Annotated in this window: 16 protein-coding genes; 11 read left to right on the plus strand and 5 right to left on the minus strand. The window is 66.4% G+C overall.

The window, feature by feature from the left end; genetic code table 11:
* Positions 1 to 146: 146 nt before the first annotated feature.
* Entirely contained in the window at positions 147 to 2,441 is a 2,295-nt protein-coding gene (locus ACSFA7_RS20565) for a peptidase domain-containing ABC transporter (RefSeq protein ID WP_435501084.1), read from the plus strand.
* Positions 2,438 to 3,868 (plus strand): HlyD family type I secretion periplasmic adaptor subunit, encoded by a 1,431-nt coding sequence (locus ACSFA7_RS20570; RefSeq protein WP_435501085.1) that lies wholly within the window; start codon positions 2,438 to 2,440, stop codon positions 3,866 to 3,868. Before ACSFA7_RS20565 ends, ACSFA7_RS20570 begins: the two co-directional genes overlap by 4 nt.
* 25 nt (positions 3,869 to 3,893) lie before the next feature.
* Here ACSFA7_RS20570 and ACSFA7_RS20575 read toward each other — a convergent pair whose 3' ends face one another.
* Positions 3,894 to 4,448 (minus strand): peroxiredoxin, encoded by a 555-nt coding sequence (locus ACSFA7_RS20575; protein WP_435501086.1) that lies wholly within the window; start codon positions 4,446 to 4,448, stop codon positions 3,894 to 3,896.
* Between the two features lie 130 nt (positions 4,449 to 4,578).
* Here ACSFA7_RS20575 and ACSFA7_RS20580 point away from each other — a divergent pair, with 130 nt between their 5' ends.
* From ACSFA7_RS20580 to ACSFA7_RS20615, 8 genes are all read left to right on the plus strand, one after another.
* Complete coding sequence (locus ACSFA7_RS20580; protein WP_435501087.1) at positions 4,579 to 6,153, plus strand: phospholipase D family protein; 1,575 nt, start codon at positions 4,579 to 4,581, stop codon at positions 6,151 to 6,153.
* A gap of 9 nt (positions 6,154 to 6,162) precedes the next feature.
* Complete coding sequence (locus tag ACSFA7_RS20585) at positions 6,163 to 6,945, plus strand: sterol desaturase family protein (RefSeq protein WP_435501088.1); 783 nt, start codon at positions 6,163 to 6,165, stop codon at positions 6,943 to 6,945.
* Complete coding sequence (locus ACSFA7_RS20590) at positions 6,929 to 7,867, plus strand: fatty acid desaturase family protein (RefSeq protein WP_435501089.1); 939 nt, start codon at positions 6,929 to 6,931, stop codon at positions 7,865 to 7,867. Before ACSFA7_RS20585 ends, ACSFA7_RS20590 begins: the two co-directional genes overlap by 17 nt.
* 3 nt (positions 7,868 to 7,870) lie before the next feature.
* Positions 7,871 to 9,790, plus strand: coding sequence for an iron-containing redox enzyme family protein (locus ACSFA7_RS20595; RefSeq protein WP_435501090.1), 1,920 nt, complete (start codon positions 7,871 to 7,873; stop codon positions 9,788 to 9,790).
* Entirely contained in the window at positions 9,774 to 10,685 is a 912-nt protein-coding gene (locus tag ACSFA7_RS20600; RefSeq protein ID WP_435501091.1) for a DUF6999 family protein, read from the plus strand. Before ACSFA7_RS20595 ends, ACSFA7_RS20600 begins: the two co-directional genes overlap by 17 nt.
* Before the next feature lie 17 nt (positions 10,686 to 10,702).
* Complete coding sequence (locus ACSFA7_RS20605) at positions 10,703 to 11,071, plus strand: hypothetical protein (RefSeq protein WP_206173786.1); 369 nt, start codon at positions 10,703 to 10,705, stop codon at positions 11,069 to 11,071.
* The gene (locus tag ACSFA7_RS20610) at positions 11,058 to 11,309 is read left to right on the plus strand and encodes a hypothetical protein (protein WP_206173785.1); all 252 of its coding nucleotides are present in this window, start codon (positions 11,058 to 11,060) and stop codon (positions 11,307 to 11,309) included. Before ACSFA7_RS20605 ends, ACSFA7_RS20610 begins: the two co-directional genes overlap by 14 nt.
* A 226-nt stretch (positions 11,310 to 11,535) precedes the next feature.
* Positions 11,536 to 12,126, plus strand: coding sequence for a hypothetical protein (locus tag ACSFA7_RS20615; RefSeq protein ID WP_435501092.1), 591 nt, complete (start codon positions 11,536 to 11,538; stop codon positions 12,124 to 12,126).
* Here the strand turns inward: ACSFA7_RS20615 and ACSFA7_RS20620 are convergent.
* Positions 12,123 to 12,968, minus strand: coding sequence for a metal-dependent hydrolase (locus ACSFA7_RS20620; protein ID WP_435501093.1), 846 nt, complete (start codon positions 12,966 to 12,968; stop codon positions 12,123 to 12,125). The two genes, ACSFA7_RS20615 and ACSFA7_RS20620, sit on opposite strands and share 4 nt — an antisense overlap.
* A 119-nt stretch (positions 12,969 to 13,087) precedes the next feature.
* Between ACSFA7_RS20620 and ACSFA7_RS20625 the strand changes: the two genes are divergently transcribed.
* Positions 13,088 to 13,717 (plus strand): TetR/AcrR family transcriptional regulator, encoded by a 630-nt coding sequence (locus ACSFA7_RS20625; RefSeq protein WP_435501094.1) that lies wholly within the window; start codon positions 13,088 to 13,090, stop codon positions 13,715 to 13,717.
* Here ACSFA7_RS20625 and ACSFA7_RS20630 read toward each other — a convergent pair.
* The 3 genes from ACSFA7_RS20630 to ACSFA7_RS20640 are packed head-to-tail and all read right to left on the minus strand — an operon-like array spanning position 13,714 to position 17,064.
* Positions 13,714 to 14,868: an ABC transporter permease gene (locus ACSFA7_RS20630; RefSeq protein ID WP_435501095.1), complete on the minus strand. Its 1,155-nt coding sequence runs from the start codon at positions 14,866 to 14,868 to the stop codon at positions 13,714 to 13,716. The genes ACSFA7_RS20625 and ACSFA7_RS20630 overlap by 4 nt on opposite strands.
* Positions 14,868 to 16,052 carry an ABC transporter permease gene (locus ACSFA7_RS20635; RefSeq protein ID WP_435501096.1) on the minus strand — a complete coding sequence of 395 codons (1,185 nt, stop codon included), beginning with the start codon at positions 16,050 to 16,052 and terminating at the stop codon, positions 14,868 to 14,870. Before ACSFA7_RS20635 ends, ACSFA7_RS20630 begins: the two co-directional genes overlap by 1 nt.
* 10 nt (positions 16,053 to 16,062) lie before the next feature.
* Positions 16,063 to 17,064 (minus strand): HlyD family secretion protein, encoded by a 1,002-nt coding sequence (locus tag ACSFA7_RS20640; protein ID WP_435501097.1) that lies wholly within the window; start codon positions 17,062 to 17,064, stop codon positions 16,063 to 16,065.

A 17,064-nucleotide genomic window follows, 5' to 3' on the forward strand; every position in this document is an offset into this window, starting at 1 on the left:
AAAGAGCTTGGACTGCTTTGGATCAAAAGGCCATGGAAGAGGGAGGCGCAAGCCAGTCGCAGCAGGCCTTGAATAGTCCTGGCGGTCTCGGCACGCCGCCTCAGCCAGGAGGGGCCTCTTTTCCTGCGCTTCAAGGCCTCTCGGCCTTGCAGCCCATCGTTGCATTCTTCTCCCTGGAGATGAGTGTCCAGGCGCTCGGTCAGGCGATGGGCTGGCGCCCTGAAACTCCTATCGGCGTGCAGGAGCTGCAGCATGCGGCGCAGCATCAGGGGCTCGTGTCGAAGCCTCAGCAGGTACGGGAACTCCCGTCACGCAAATGGCCGCTCCTCCAGCAACGTGGGGGCGCACGGTCACTCCCCATTCCCTGTGTGATCGTTGGTGCCGATGGCAACGTGGTCACAGTGGTTGCCCGACGTGAGACGCGAGGTTCTCCTGCGGGACCACGCCACGGCGCCGCGAGCGAATCGGGTTTTGTCGAACCGAAACAGCCTTCGGAAGAGTTGCTCCTCTGGATACCCAAGACTTCGAAGTTCACATGGGTTTCGATGGCAGACCTCGTGCACAGCCATGGAGAAAAGGGTGTTCTCCCCGTCATCCGTTTTCGCCAGCCCCTGCAACTCGGCGCGACCAGCAGTTCGCCCTCCCGGCGCTTCGGTCTCGGATGGTTCGTTCCTGTGCTGTGGCGCTACCGCAAGCCGCTGGGTCAGGTATTGCTCGGCGCGTTCCTGCTCCAACTGGTCGCGTTGACGACGCCCCTGTTCAGCCAGGTCATCATCGACAAGGTTCTGATGCACAAGAGCCTGTCGACCTTGCATGTTCTGGGCATTGGCATGGCGGGCCTGATCGTCTTCGAGGCTGTGACCAACACGTTGCGCGGATACATGCTCGCCCACACGTCCGCACGCCTCGATGCCGGTTTGTCGAGCGATCTCTTCCGCCACGTGCTCAGCCTGCCCATCCGCTATTTCGAGCAGCGCCAGGCCGGCGACACCCTGGCCCGCACGCGCGAGCTCGAGAACATCCGCAGCTTCTTCACGGGCGGCGCGCTGACGACATTGGTCGACGGGCTCTTCATCGGCATCTTCATCGCGGTGATGCTGCTCTACAGCATCAAGCTGACCATCGTCACTCTCATCGGCTTGCCAATCCTTGCCCTGGTCACGCTCGTAGCCCAGCCCATCTTCGCGAGGGCGCTGCAGACGAAGTTCGACCGCAGTGCGGAGGCCGGCAGCTTCATGGTCGAGAGCATCCAGGGCATTCACACGCTCAAGAGCCTGGCGCTGGCGCCCATGTGGCAGCGCAAGTGGGATCTGCTCGCCGCTCGGCAAGTGGCGGCCGGGTTCGATGTCAGCAAGCTGGGCAATGCGGCGCAGAGCATCTCGCAGGCGGTGCAGCGGATGCTGACGCTGGCGGTGCTCTGGGTTGGCACCACGCTGGTGATGAACAACGACCTCACTGTCGGCGGGCTCATCGCGTTCCAGATGCTGGCCGGGCAGGTGCTGCAGCCCGTGTCCCGCCTGGTGGGACTCTGGCAGAACTTCCAGCAGGTCAAGCTGTCGGTCGATCGGATGGGCGACCTCATGAATGCACAGCCGGAGCCCACCAGCATGAGCGCCCAGGCCATGCCACCGCTGAAGGGCCGCATCGAACTGCAATCGATCCGTTTCCGCTACCAGTCGGAAGCACCGCTCGTGCTGAACGACGTGAGTCTTCTGCTGGAACCCGGTGAAGTGGTGGGCATCGTAGGGCGCTCCGGCTGCGGCAAGTCGACGCTCACGAAGCTCATCCAGCGGCTGTACGGCATGGAGGCGGGACGTGTGCTGGTCGACGGCCACGACATCGCGCATGCCGATCCCCAGCAACTGCGCCGGCAGATCGGCGTCGTGCTGCAGGACAGCTTCCTGTTCAGCGGGACGATTGCGGAAAACATTGCTGTCGCCCACCCGGGAATGTCTTTCGACCGCATCATTTTTGCGGCGCAGCAGGCGGGCGCACACGAGTTCATCACGGCTTTGCCCCAGGGCTACCAGACGCCGGTTGGTGAACGCGGTGCTCTTTTGTCCGGCGGGCAGCGCCAGCGCATCGCCATTGCCCGCGCACTGACGGGCGACCCGCGCATCCTGATCCTGGACGAAGCCACCAGCGCGCTGGACGTCGAGAGCGAACAGGCCATCCAGGCCAACATGGCGCAGATCTGCCGCGGCCGCACGGTCATCATGATTGCCCATCGTCTTTCCACGCTGCGGCATTGCAGCCGCATCGTTGTGCTCGACAGTGGCAAGGTGGTGGAGCAGGGCGGATTGCAGCAGCTCATTGCACAGCAAGGCGAGTTCGCAAGGCTCTGGGCCATGCAGCAGCACGAACCGGGGGCTGGCCCCCACAGGAACTCTGCAGCACATCGTGTCGAGCGGCGCGGCAACCCCGCGGAGACAGAGGCATGAATACCGTGCTGTCACCGAAGGAGAGGGCATTTCACAGCCCGGCGCTCGCCATCGAGGAAACGCCTCCGGCGCCGTTTGCCAGCGGCCTGATGTGGGCGCTGGCGGTGCTGTTGCTGGGCGCCATCGCCTGGGCGTGCATTGGTGAGATCGAGATCGTGGCGACGGCGCCCGGCCGTCTGATTCCCGACGGTCGGGTGAAGGTCCTGCAGACGATCGAGCCGGCCCTCGTGCGCGCCATTCACGTGCGCGAAGGCCAGCGCGTCAAGGAAGGCGACCTCCTGATCGAACTCGATCCGACGCTGTCCCAAGCCGACCTGTCCAGCAGCCAGCAGCGGCTGCAGCAGAATCAGCAGCAGATGGCGCGGCTGATGGTGGAGATGAGGGGGCAGCACCTGCCCATGTCCGCCTCGGGCGTCAACGCCAGCGGGGCGCGAGCCACGCCGGCGCTGACCCCCGACCAGATGGCGACGATCCAGGCCCGCGAAGCGGCATTCGAGGCCAAGCTCGCGGAAGCCAAGGCATCGGTCGATGAAAAGACCAAGGCCCTCAAGGCCGCCGAGTCGACGCACACGAAGCTGCGGCTGAACCTCGGACTGGCGACCAAGCGCTATCAACAGAGTCTGGCGCTGGTCAAGGAAGGCTTCTTCAGCGAAGGCGAGCGCCTCAAGCAAGAGCAGGAAGTGGTCGGCCTGGAGCATGACCTGGCGGCGCAGAGCCAGACACTGGCACAGCTCGCCGCGGGGCTCCAGGAGGCGCGCTTTCGGCAGGCAGCCGTGGAGCAGGAGCGCAAGGTGCAGATTCTTGCCGAGGTCGAGCAGGCCAGCCGCGAGGGCGCAAGCCTCCAGGCCGAGTTCGAGAAGGCCCAGCAGCTCAACGGGCTGAAGACCTTGCGCGCGCCGGTTTCAGGCGTGGTCCAGAGCCTCGGGGTCACGACGCTGGGGAGCGCGGTGGCTGCCAATCAACCGCTCCTGACGATCGTTCCCGAGAACACACCGTTGATAGCCGAGGTCCTGCTGAGCAACAACGACATCGGCTACGTCAAGATCGGCCAGCCCGTCGAGGTCAAGCTCGACAGCTTTCCCTTCACGCAATACGGCGCCGTGGCCGGCACGGTGAAATGGATCAGCGCGGACGCGGAGTTCCAGAACCCGCAGGCGCTCGACAAGCAGACGGGCACGGGCCAAGCCGCTTCGAGCAACCGCAACTTCGACAGCAGCAATTCGGACCAGCGGACGAACGGCCTGGCCTACCGCGTGCAGATCGCCCTTGCCGGGCCCGACGCCAGCATTTGGGTCAAGGGGCATCAGCAACCGCTGCAATCGGGCATGAGCCTGCAGGCGGACATCCAGACCGACAGACGCCGGCTGATCCAGCTGGTGCTGAACCCACTGGAGAAGGGCTGGAACGAGGGGGTCCGGGTCAGATAAACGGGGTCCGCCCCTTTGCCTTTGTTCACTTCGCTCCAGTGGCTTTCGGCAGTGCCCGCACCGCATTCAGCATGCGCTCCACATGCTTGTCCGGATTCAGGTTCTGGTAGTAGTAGGCGACCTTGCCGTCCTGCGAGATCACGTACGACAGCCGGTTGGCGAAGTCCGGCCGGGTCTGCATCAGCGCGTCGAAGCCGTTGATCACGGTCTTGGCTTCGTCCGATGCCACCGGAAACCGGCTCTGGCAGGACTTGACCGAGAACTTCGACAGGGTGTCGATGTCGTCGGCCGAGACGCCGATCACGGTGGCGCCCAGCGCGGCGAATTGGTCGACCGCCTCGGCGAAGGCGTGCGCTTCGATCGAGCAATCGTTGGAGTCGGCCGCCGGAAAGAAGTACAACACCACCGGCCCCTTGGCGAGCGCGTCGGCCAGCGAATAGCGGAAGGTCTTGCCGCCCAGCGCGGCGTTGGCGGTGAACTTGGGCACGGGGTCGCCGATGTCCAGGGCCGCCCAGGCGGGGTGAGCGAGGGCGGCAAGAGCCGTCATCAGGGCGATGCGTGAGAGGATCGAGCGGGCCATGATGTAACTCCGTGCAGGTGTGACGCGAATTCTAGGACCGCGCACCTTTCACAGGGGCGGATGAAACTGACGCACCCCGGCCGGCGTACTCATGGCAGCGATCGAAAAACGAACGAGGGCAATCATCATCATGAACGGCTGGCATCCACTTCTGCGCATGGCGCTTGCGGGCTTCCTGCTGGCAGTGCTCGCTGCCTGCGGTTCGCTGCCGCCGGCGAAAGAGCGGCCCGCCGAGCACGCCACCTCGGCCGACCCATCGACCAGGCTGGCAAAGATCGCGGCCGCCTCCACGCCGCCCGGCGAGCATTCCGGCTTCCGGCTGATGCCGCTCGGCGTGTACTCGCTGGACGCGCGCATCCAGCTCGCGCAGCGCGCCCAGCAGTCGCTGGTGGTGCAGTACTACCAGCTCGAGAACGACGCGGTCGGCCGCCTGCTGCTGCGTACACTGCGCGAAGCCGCGGCGCGCGGCGTGAAGGTGCGGGTGCTGGTGGACGACCTCTACACGGCCAAGAGCCAGCAACTGCTGTTGGCGCTGTCGGAAACGCCCAACGTGCAGGTGCGGCTCTACAACCCCTTCTGCTGCGGCCGCAACGGTTTTCTCTCGCGCTTCGCGGCTTCGCCGTTCGAGATCGTGCGGCTCAACCACCGCATGCACAACAAGCTCTTCATTGCCGATGGCGTGATGGCGGTGGTGGGCGGGCGCAACATCGCCGACGAGTATTTCGTGCTGAGCGAGGCGCAGAACTTCATCGACATGGATGCGCTGGTGGTGGGCAAGGTGGTACCGCAGCTCGAATCCATCTTCGACGCCTACTGGAACAGCGTGCAGGTCTGGCCCATCGCAGACATCGTGAAGGGCGAGGGCGGCCGCATGCCGGGCAGCGCCGAGTTCGACGACTGGATCGGCATGGCCGCGCCGCCGCCGAAGATCGTGCTGCCGCCGTCCGACATCCTGGGCTACGGCCCGATCGCCGAGGAACTCGACGGCGGCCGCATGGGCCTCCTGTGGGGCGAGGCGCGCGCCATCGCCGACCCGCCGACCAAGCCCGCGACCATGACGGCCGAGGAGGCCATCTCCACCAGCGTGACCATGAAGGTCTGGGGCCTCCTGTTGGACGCCAAGACCGAGGTCGACCTGACCTCGCCCTACCTGGTGCCGGGCGAGCGCGGCATGGCGGCGTTCGACGACCTGGCCAAGCGCAAGGTCAAGCTCACGCTGCTGACCAATTCGCTGGCGGCCAACGACGAACCGCTGGTGCACACCGGCTATGCACGCTACCGCGAGCGGTTGCTGCAAAGCGGCGCCGACCTGTACGAACTGAGCCCGCAACGCACCAGCAAGGGCGAGCGCTTCGGCATGTTCGGCAAGTCGCTCGGCCGGTTGCACGCCAAGACCGCCGCCATCGACAAGACGCGCATCTTCATCGGCTCGATGAACCTCGACCCGCGCTCGGCCAGCCAGAACACCGAGATGGGCCTGGTGGTCGACAGCCCGCAGCTCGCGCGCGAGATGCTGCGCATCATCAACATCAGCAAGCTGCAGAACTCCTACCGGCTGCGGCTGGCCAAGGACACCGGCACGCTGCAGTGGCTCACCAACGATGGCGAGAAGGAGGTGATCCTGACCTCCGAGCCCGAGTCAGGCTTCTTCCAGCGCTTCTACAACATGCTCATTGCGCCCATCGTCCCCGAGATGCTGTTGTAGCCTCGGGGGATGGCGCAGACCTTCACTTCACTGCCCGCCCTGCAGGTCATGCTGTGGGGCGTCCTTTTCTTCGGCGGCATTTACCTGGGCTTTGGCGCCATCACCTGGCTGCTGACGAAGCGGGTGCTGCCGGCGCTGGGTATCGGGCGGGTGCTCGATCCGCGGCCGTTGCAGCCGGGGCAGTTGCGGCGCGAGCTCTCGCAGTCGGGCATCTCGGTGCTGATCTTCGGGCTGGGCATGGTGTTTCCTTGGGGCTTGCTGCAGCTGGGCTGGGCGCGGCTCGATCCGGATGCGGGCTGGCGGCAGATCGCCGTCGAGATCCTCGTGCTCGCGGTGTGGAACGACGTGCATTTCTGGATCAACCACCGCCTGCTGCACACGCGCCTGCTGCGCCGCTTTCACGGGCCGCATCACCGATCGTTCGTGACTACGCCGTGGGCCACCTACAGCTTCCACCCCATAGAGGCGTTGATGCTCGGCAACGTGATCCTGTTGCCGATGGTGGTGCACGACTTCAGCTTCTGGTCGCTGGCGGCAGTGCCGGTGTTCAGCCTGTTCTTCAACTGCGTCGGGCACTCGAACTACGACTTCTTCACCGGGGTGTCGTACAGCCATTGGTTCGCCGCGAGCCGGCGGCATCATCTGCACCATGCCTGCCACAACGGCAACTACGGCTTCCAGTTCACCTTCATGGACCGGCTGTTCAGGACCCGCATCGCGGCGGACGCGGCCGAGCCGCATTTCCAGGCCTTCCGGGACAAAGAGGCGCGGCGGCATGGCACCCCGGCCTGAGGCGTCGCGCGGCCTGCCGCGCCTTCGTCATTGGCGCGATTGGCAAAGCCTCGCGTACCTGATCGCGCTGCCTGCATTGGCGGTGTGGCAATGGGGGAACGGCTTCAACGTGCTGCTCTATGGGCTGATGCTGTTCCTCACGCTCGGCGTCGGCGTGATCCACCACAACCATGTGCACCTGCGCATGTGGCGCGGGCGGCGCATGAACCGGCTGACCGACTTCTGGATCACGCTGCTGCAAGGCCATCCGACCTTTGTCTTCTGGCCCGCGCACGTGGCCAACCACCATCGCCACCGGCACGGCCCGAAGGATGTGGCGCGCACCTACCGCTTCGGCGGCGACACCAACCACCTGTGGGGCTACCTGCTGCATCCGTTCCAGGCAGTGTGGGTGCTGATGCCGGTGTTTGTCGGCTGGCTCGCGCGGCTGCGGGCGCATCGGCGGGGTGCCTGGCGCTACTGCATCGCGCAATACGTGCTGTGGCTGGGGAGCTGGGCCGTGCTGCTGGCAGTCGATTGGCGGAAGGCCTTGCTCTTCGTGATCGTGCCGCAGCTGCACGGCCTGCACTGGCTGCTGGCGACCAACTACCTGCAGCACGCGCACGCCGATGGCCGCAAGCCCTCTCGCGAAGAGGCGTTGCGCGATACCGCCAGGGGCAGGCTGAACTACGCACGCAATTTCGAAGGGCTGGTGAACCCGTTGTTGTTCAACATCGGCCTGCACACCGCACATCACGAGAACCCGCATGCCCATTGGTCCGAGCTCACGCACCTGCACCACACGCGCTACCGCGCGCAGGTCGATCCCGTGCTCAACGAGGGCGGGCTGGTTCCCTACATGGTGCGGGTCTTCGTGCTGGGGACCGTGTGGCCGCGTTTTCGCAGCCGCTCGCTGATGCCTCCCGATTCCTCCACTCACTGAACCATGCCTGTTTCATTCCAACGCGTGTACCTCGAGAGCGCCGGCTATTTCATGCCGGGCGAGCCCATTCCCAACGACCGCATGGACGCGTACATCGCGCCGCTCAATCGCATGTCCGAGCGCATCAAGCGGCGCATCCTCGCGGAGAACGGCATCCTCACGCGGCACTACGCCATCGATGCGGAGGGCGTGACGCAGCACACCAATGCGCAGCTGGCCGCGGGCGCGATCCGCGACTGCCTGCAACGCGGCGGCGCGGAGTTGTCGCGCGTGTCGCTGCTGGCCAGCGGCTCCTCGGGCGGCGACACGCTGATGCCGGGGTTCGCCAACATGATCCAGGGCGAGCTCGCGGCGCAGCCGATGGAGACGCATTCGGTGCATGGCATCTGTGCGGCCGGGGTCTCGGCAATCCAGACGGCCGCGCAGGGCATCGAGCTGGGGGCGCACCGCAGCGCGATGGCGGTGGCGAGCGAGATGCCGTCGCGGCTCTTCAAGCGCTCGCGTTTTGCGGCGCGTGGCTACGAGACCGACTTCGACTCGCACTTCCTGCGCTGGATGCTGTCCGATGGCGCGGGGGCGCTGCTGCTGTCCGATGGTTCGCCTGCGCTGGCCGGTGCGCCCGGGCTGCGTCTGAAACTGAAGTGGGTGCACCAGCGCGCCTTCTCTGGCGACTACCCCGTGTGCATGCAGCTCGGCCTGACCGAGGACCGCGCACGCGGCCACCTCGACTTCGGCTCCTGGGCCGAGGCCGAAGCCGCGGGCGCGCTCTCGCTGCGGCAGGACATCCGCCTGCTGCCGCACTTGTTCGATATCGGCATTCACGAATACGCGGGGCTGGTGCGCGACGGCTGGGTCGATCCGAAGCGGGTCGATCACTTCCTGTGCCACTACTCGTCGGAGAAATTCATCCCGGTCGTCGAAGACCTGATGAACAAGGCCGACCTCTCGATTCCGCGCGAGCGCTGGTGGAGCAACCTCGCGTGGCGCGGCAACACGGGGGCGGCGTCGATCCTCATCATGCTGGCCGAATTCCTTCATACGAATACGTTGAAGCCCGGCGAGCAGATCTTCTGCTACGTGCCCGAGTCGGGGCGCTTCATGGCGGCGTACATGCTGCTCGAAGCCGAGGCGACCGATGCGGCGCCTGTGGCGAAGGTGGCGCCTCGAGCGATTGCCGTGCCGGACGACGACCTCGTCATTGCGCCTCCGCACGACCCAGCAGCAGCCCCCGAAGGCCTGGGCGCCTTGCTCACCGAGCTGGCCGCCATCTGGCACGACTACCGCTCACGGGTCTGGCGCACGCCGCTGATCCGCCAGATCCGCGAACGTCGCCTGGCCTTGCCTGACTACCTTAACTGGATGGAGCAGTGGGTGCCGCAGGTGCGCGAAGGCAGCAAGTGGATGCGCGAAGGCGCCGCCTCGCTGAGCGAGCCGTACCAGATGCTGGCCTCGCTGATCGACGTGCATGCGGGCGAGGAGCAGAACGACTTCAATATCCTCTTCAGCGATTACCAGAAGGCGGGCGGCACGGTCGCGCGGATCGACGACCTGCGCCGCAACCCCGGCGGCGAGGCGCTCAACGCCTACCTGCACGGCCTGGCCGCTACGCGCGACCCGATCGGCCTCTTGGGCGCGATCTACATCATCGAAGGCACGGGCCAGCGCATCGTGCCGGCGCTGCTGCCGCTCATCAAGGCGAGCGTGAAGCTGCCGCCCGATGCCTTCCGGTTTCTCGAATACCACGGCCACAACGACGAGAACCACCTGAACCGCTGGCTCGCCGCGGTCGAGATGGTCATGGCCGTCGAAGGGCAGGCCCGCGCGGCCCGCCAGATCATCGACACGGCGCGCCACACGGCCGCGCTGTACCTGATGCAGTTCCAGCACATCACGGAGCGGATGCCGAATGAGCCGAACGCCTGAATTTTTGACCCAAGCCCACGACGAGCGCGACCCGAGCCCATGGCTCGCGCTCTATCTGGACCAGAGCACACCGCTGCCGGACAACGTCAAGTCGGCGTGGCTCGCCGATTCGAGCTCGGGCTCGCGGCAGTACCTGCTGCCGTTTTTGCGGCCGATCGCGCGGCTGACGATCATCCTGATCCAGATCGTGAAGGTGTTCGTGCCGCGCAACTGGTCGCACTCGATGCTGCTGCACCGCTTTCTGGCGTGGGGGCTCAAGCGCTTCGTGTCGCCGGAGGCGAATTGGCTGATCCTGCGGCACTTTCACCTGGGGTCGCAGGTGCTGGCGTTCATCGGGCGCAATTCGCCGGCGCCGGTGATCACCAACCCGCTGGAGCCGGCGGACATCGACGCGCTGAAGGACGAGATGTTCTTGAAGCACGACCTGAACCTCTTCAACTTCGTGATCCGCCTGAACACGGCGCTGCGCGAGAAGGGCGTGGCGCTCTGCAAGGCGGAGGAGGTCGATTTCTCGATGATCAAGGAGCCGGGACTGCGGCTGGAGGACATGCCCCACGGCAAGCTCAATTTCCTCGACCTGCAGAGCGCCATCGAGCTGTTCACGCCGCTCTACCAGCTGATGCTGACCGACAACGATTTCTGGCGCGCGGCCAATTCATTGCAACTGGACGAAACCATCGGCATCTACACGGCAACGATCCTGAATGCGCCCGAGCACCTGATCCTGGTCAACAACAAACATCCGCTGGTGCCGCTGTCGACCCTGCGGGCGGGGCACCGGCTGGTGATCCACGGCCTCTCTACGGAAATGCTCCACAGCCTGCTTCAGCGCATGCAGGCGGCCCAGAAAGCAGGGGAGCCGGAGACGGCCCTGTACGACCAGCCACTTGCATAGGCGTATGCTGCCCCCAGATGCGAACCATGAACACGACCCACAATCCGTCCCCCAAGACCGATCTGGCAGTGACCCAGGTGCTGGCGCAACTGCTGGAACGACTCGAGCACAGCACCGTGCCCGTAGGCGCCGAGCAGTACCGTTCGGTGGTCGAGCACCTGGTGCACGAGTTCGAGGATGTTGCGCCGGGGGCCGATCTGGGCCGCCTGCTCGATGCCTATCCGGCCGCATCCGAGGTTTATGAGAACCTCAACTATCAGCACGCCGGGCTTTGCCGCTCGGCATTGGACGTTTCCCTGGCGGCTGAAGTCAGCGCCAGGGAAGCCATTGCACGCGCCATGGGCGGTGCCAAAACGAACAAGGACAAGACGCATGGCGAAGGGTGAAGTGAAGACGGCAGTGGTGGCGGACGGCCTGCGCTACAAGTCCAAGACACCGGGTTCCCCGTTCCGCGCTTCGGCGTCTTTCAGCGGGGCGACCATGTCCTGCTTCATGTGCGGCAAGCACCGCGTGCGCTCTCAACTGCGCACGCGCCAGGTGCTGGGCAAGTCGCAAACCGTCTGCGCGCCTTCCTGCAAGGCGCTCGACGAAGCGCTGGAGCAGTCGGAAGCGTCTTCGGGCTAACTTTCGGCTAGCACGAAGCGGCGACGTTTTGGCGACATGCCCGCGTGAACATGTCGCAGATCTCCTTCCAAAACGGACTTAATCGATATACAGTTAGAAACAATTGATGCATGTAATTGCATTCATACAAAAGTTCTAATCTGTAGCCGATGACAAATCAATTCCAGCAAGGCCGTGGCTGCCCGGCATCGGGCGTGGACGTTGACGAATGCAAAGGGGTTCTGCCGTGAGTAAACCCCGCCATGTCGTCATGCAGGTGGTCAAGCGCTCGTCCGGCAGTGCCACGCACCATGTCGAATTCCTCATGGACGACAACTTCGCGGAGCGCCTGCGGCAGTTGCGTTCGCTGGTACCGCCCTTGGGTACGCTCAACAAGCAGCGAGATCTGGTGATCGACAAGGTGCGCGTGCGCCTGCCCAATGCCATCTGGCGCTCCGGCAACGAAATCGACCTGGACGGCGGCGTCGAAGGCTCCTGCATCGTCATCGCGGCGGAAGGCTCCTTCAATTGCGGCGGCAAGGACCGCAAGACGCGCGAGAAGCTCGTGACGTACAACTTCTCGATCGCGCGGCTGGTCGAACTCCACGCCGAGCGCCCCGAGGGCGAAACCCTCTACATCCGCGACGGCACCTTCGCCAACGACGAGCCGGCCGATTCGGCCGCCGGCCGCTGGGTCGCGTCGATGCACGAACTCGAAGTGGTGATGCGGGTGCCCGATGCGCCTTCGGATTTCGACACCCTGCACGACCTGTCGCCGCGCGCGGAGCAACAACAGGGGAGCAGCAGCCGCGGCACGCACCGCGCCAGCATGTTCTAAGCCGCTGCGGCTGCCGCCTCGGGCGCGGCACCCACGGGGGTGTACTGCGAGCGGTTGTCGGCCAGCCAACGCGTCGACAGGCTGCTGTCCTGCTGCGCCGGATGGAAGTCGGCACGCAGGTAGCTGCGCCAGCCGCTCAAGTTGCCGCGCAGCAGGCCGTTCTTGCTCAGCAGGATGTGCGCCGCGCTCTTCCAGGTCGCCCACTTCCACAGCTGTTTTTCGTGGCGCAGGTTGTCGATGGTCTGGTGCATCAGGTCACCGAGGAACATGACGGTCACGCGGCGGAACCAGCGCTTGCGCCATTCGTCCGAACCGCCCGTCGCCTTGTAGATGTCGAAAGCGACGGACTTGTGCTCCAGCTCTTCCGCGCTGTGCCACAGCCACATGGTCCGCAGCCGCGGCTCCGCGCCGTCGAGGACCTCGGGGCGGGCCAGCAGCCACTCGGCGAACATCGCAGTGAAGTGCTCGGTGGCGGCGGTGACCGCCAGCGCGTGGCGCGGATCGGCTTCTTCCATCAGCGCCAGGCGCTTGTTGGCGCGCGCCGTCCAGCCATCGACCAGCCCCTGGTTCTCCAGGTGGTTGTTGAAGAGCGAGTGGATGCGCCGGTGCGTGGCTTCCTGGCCGATGAAGCCGCGCACGTCGGCGCGGTACTTTTCCTGTACCTCGGGCGGCAGCGTGGCCACCGCGTCGCGCACGGCGTCGATGAAGAATTGCTCGCCGAACGGAAAACTCATCGACAGGGCATTGAAGAAGGCGGTCGAGAACGCATCGCCGCCGCACCAGTTGCGGGCAAAGGGCGATTGCAGGTCGATCAGCAGGCGGCGGACAACGAGTTCAGTCATGAAAACAATCCTCGGGACATCATAGGAAGAAAATTGGTACAGATTCGTACCGCATGCCTCCATGGTGCGGGTCGATGCTGGTACTGTCAAGTACCGAGACGTAGGAAAATGTGCCATTCATGAGCGACACCATCGAAAAAACCGTGGCCTCCAAGTCTGCCGAGGGCACGGAAAACGAGCACTATGCGCGCCTTCTCCAAGGCATGGCGCAGGCCGTGGCCGCCAAGGGCTACGCCGACACGACCATCGCCGACATCGTGCGCGAGGCGGCCGTGTCGCGCCGCACGTTCTACGAGCACTTCAGCACCAAGACCGAGTGCCTGATCGCGCTGTACGAAACCGCCAGCCGCCTCGCGCTGCATGCAGTGAGCGAGGCTTTCGACCCCGCGCAGCCCTGGCGGGCGCAGGTCGAGCAGGCGATGACCGCGTACTTCGACTATCTGGCGCAGGACCCGGTCCTGTTGCGCACGCTCTTCGTCGAGATCCTGGGCCTCGGCATGCCGGGCCTTGCGGCGCGGCGGCGCGTCAATGACGAGATCGCCAACTTCATCCAGGTCGCGATCAACAGCAGCGGCGCGGGAGACGGCCCGGCCGCGCACCTCACGAGCCAGATGGCGATGACGGTGGTCGGCGGCATCAACGAACTGGTGCTGCAGGCCATCGAGCAGGAGCGTGCGGGCGACCTGCGCGAGCTGGTGGCGCCCGCCACGCGCCTCGTGCGCGCCGTGGCCGCCGAGAGCCAGCGCTAGGCGGCTTCGCGGTCCGCCTTGCGTGGCGCGGCCGCCACCCAGAGAACCAGCAACCCCGCCACGGCGAGCGACACCAGCACGCCGAGATAAGGCAGCACGTCGTGCAGCGAGGCGCCCATCTGGTTGAGCCGAAGCGAAGCCTGGATGCCCGCCGTGCTCGGAAACACCCAGCGCAGGGCTTGCAGCGGCGCCGGCAAGGCCTCGACGGGCCACGAGAAGCCCGAGAGAAATGCCATCGGCAGGGCGGTGAACAGCAGCACCTGCAACGCCCGCTCGCGGTCGCGGAACCAGCATCCGAGCAGCAGCCCGACCGTGCAAATCGCAGGCACATAGAACAGCAGCAGCACCAGCGCCCCGAGCGGATTCCCGCCCCGCGGATAGTCCTGCAGGAAGAACACCCAGCCAAAGTAGAAAAGGCCGCTCAAAAAGCCGAAGGCCGACAGCGCCCCCAGCCGCCCAAACCATGCCCCCATGCCTGCGCGCAATCGCCCGGCCTCGGCCCAGGTGCCCGCCAGCATCGCCGCGCCCATCAGCAAGGTCTGCTGCAGGATCAGCAGCGCCACTGCCGGCACCACGTAGCTGCCGTAGCCCTCGGTCGGGTTGAACAGTGCCACGAGCTGGGTATTGAGCGGACTGCGGCTGCGCGCCGCCTGCACCGCGCTTTGCCCGCCGGCCTGCAGCTTGCGGATCTCGACCCCCGCCGACACCGTCCCCACCGCCTCCGAGAAGCCGTACAGCACCGCCTTGTTCAGCAGCGCATAGGCGCCATTGCCCTCGATCGTCACCACCGCCGAGAGCCCGCGGATCACGTTGCGCTTGAGGTCCGCAGGCAGCAGCGCATAGCCCTCGATCTCGCCGCGCCAGAGCGCCTGCTGGGCCTCGCGCACGTCGGACGTGACCATGCGCACATCGAGCCGCGGATTGGCCATCGCGAAGCGCGCGATCTGCCGCGACAGCCCGCTGTGGTCCTCGTCGACCACCGCCACTGGCACGCGCGTCACGGCCTGCGTGCCGTAGGGCCACGGGTAGAAGAAGCCGTAGATGATGGGCGCGAGCAGCATGATCAGCAGCACGCCCTTGTCGCGCAGCACGGCGAGCACGGTGTCGCGCCAGGCGCTGCCGAAGCGGGTGCGCGCGGGGTCGAGGTCCATCAGCGGCCTCCCCAGGTGTCGGGTGCGGCGGCGGTGCGCACCAGCGCAGCGGCCGATGCCGCCAGCAGCATGGCCGTTCCCAGCACCATCCACAGCGGCGTGCCGACCGAATAGGCCAGCGGCGCGCCCATCTGCAGCTGTTCCATCTGGACGCGGATGTAGTGCGTGTAGGGCAAGAGGCTCGCCCACATCTGGGCAAGGAGCGGCATCGCGACCAGCGGAAAGCCCACGCCGCCGAAAGCGAACGCAGGCGCCGTGATGAAGCCCGTGGCCGAGAGCGCGGTGCGCAGCGACCGCGTGAGCGCCGAGACGAACGCGCCCAGCGCAATGGAGAGCGCGAGGAAGACCACCAGCGCGAACAGCGTCCAGCCCACCGATCCGACCGGATGCCAGCCGCGGCCGGCCGTGATCCACAGCATCGCCGCAATGCCGACCGCCGACAGGCTCGCGAACGGCAGCGCGAGCTTGCCCGCCAGCGCGGCCAGCGCCTCGTGCCAGCGCGGCGCGGCGCCGAGCCATTCAGCGATGGTGCGGTCGCGCAGCTCCCGGCCCACGGCCCATGCGCCCGCCGTCATCGCCAGGATGTGCAGCAGCGCCGGAATGAGCGCGGCACCGAGGAACTGCTCGTAGTCCGTCGAGGTGTTGAACAGCGCCACCATGCTCGCCTTGATCGGTTCCATGCTCACGCGCGCGGACGTCATCGACTCGCCGCGCTTGTTGCGCACCGCGAGTTCGACGCCGCCCGAGACGGTGGCCACCACCGTGCGCACGTCCCGCTGGATCAGGCTCGAATGCGTGCCGAGCTGCGCGTTGTGCAGCAGCACGACCTGGCCGACGCGTCCGCGCTTCACGTCGCGGTTGAGGTCGCGCGGCAACTGCACCGCCGCATCGACCGCGCCGCTGGTGAGCGCGCGCGCCATGGCGCCTTCGTCGGCGTAGTACTGCACGACGCGCAGGCCGGGCGTGGCATCGAGAAAGCGCACCACCTGCCGCGAAAGGGCTGTGCGGTCCTGGTCGAGCACGCCGATCGGCAAGCGCTCGGGCAGGCCGGCCGAGAAGATCCACCAGATCAGGAACACCGCGAGCAGCGGCGCCCACGAGATCATGGCCAGATCCCAGGGGCGGGTGCGCAGCAGCGCGAATTCGCGCCGTGCGCTGGCAGCGGAGAAGCCGCGGAGGCTCATCGCCGGGTCGTCAGTCGACCAGCACGCTCATGCCCGGTCGCGCGCCGTCGATGGGCTTGAGCGGCCGCGCGCGGACCTCGAAGGTGCGCACGTCGAAGCCATTGCCGCCGCGCGTCGCGCGCCACGTCGCGAAGTCGGGCAGGGCGGCGCTGTAATAGACCTTGAAGCGGGCCACGCGGTGCGCGTCGGACTTGTCCTTGTCGTTCGCCAGCGCCGGCAGGCGGGCATCGAACTCGCTGCCGACCGCGAAGCGGGCGAGCCGGTCTTCGCGCACGTTCAGCACGACCCACTGGTCGTTCAGGTCGACCACGGTGACCACTGCCACGCCCTGCGGCGACAGCTCGCCGACCTTGGCAAGCACCTTGGCCACTTCGCCGCCCACGGGGCTGCGCAGCTCGGTCTCGGCCTTGGCGGCTTCCGCCTCGGCCACCACGCCGGCCACCTGGCGCGCCTGCGCGCTGGCCGCGGCCTGGTCCTCGGGGCGGGCGCCGATGCGTGCCATGTCGTACTGCGCCTTCGCCGCGATGGCTGCGTCGCGCGATGCCTTCCAGTTGGCTTCGGCCTCGTCGCGCTTCTGGTCGGCGACCAGGCCTTCGCGTGCGAGGCCATCGACGCGGCGGAACGAGGTCTGCGCGAGTTGCGCGGCGGTCTCGGCGCGCTGCCACTGCATGCGCGCCATCTCCACCTCCTGCGGGCGGGCGCCGTTCTGCGCCTTGTCGGCGACGGCCTGCGCGGCCTGCTCGGCGGCCGTGGCCTGCGCGAGCTTGGCGCGCACTTCGGGGCTGTCCATGCGCACCAGGAGCGCGCCGGCCTGGATGCGGTCGCCTTCCTTCACCGCCACTTCGGCGATGCGCGCGGTGACCTTGCCGGCCACGTCGGTCTCGCGCGCCTCCATCTGGCCCTGGAACACCTCGGCCGCGGGCTGCGAGGCGCGCCAGAAGCCCCAGACGAGCAGCACCAGCACAAGCAGCGCCACAGCGATGGCGATCAGTTTTCGGGTCTTGGCACTCAT

Source organism: Variovorax trehalosi (assembly GCF_051216415.1).
GTDB lineage: Bacteria > Pseudomonadota > Gammaproteobacteria > Burkholderiales > Burkholderiaceae_C > Variovorax.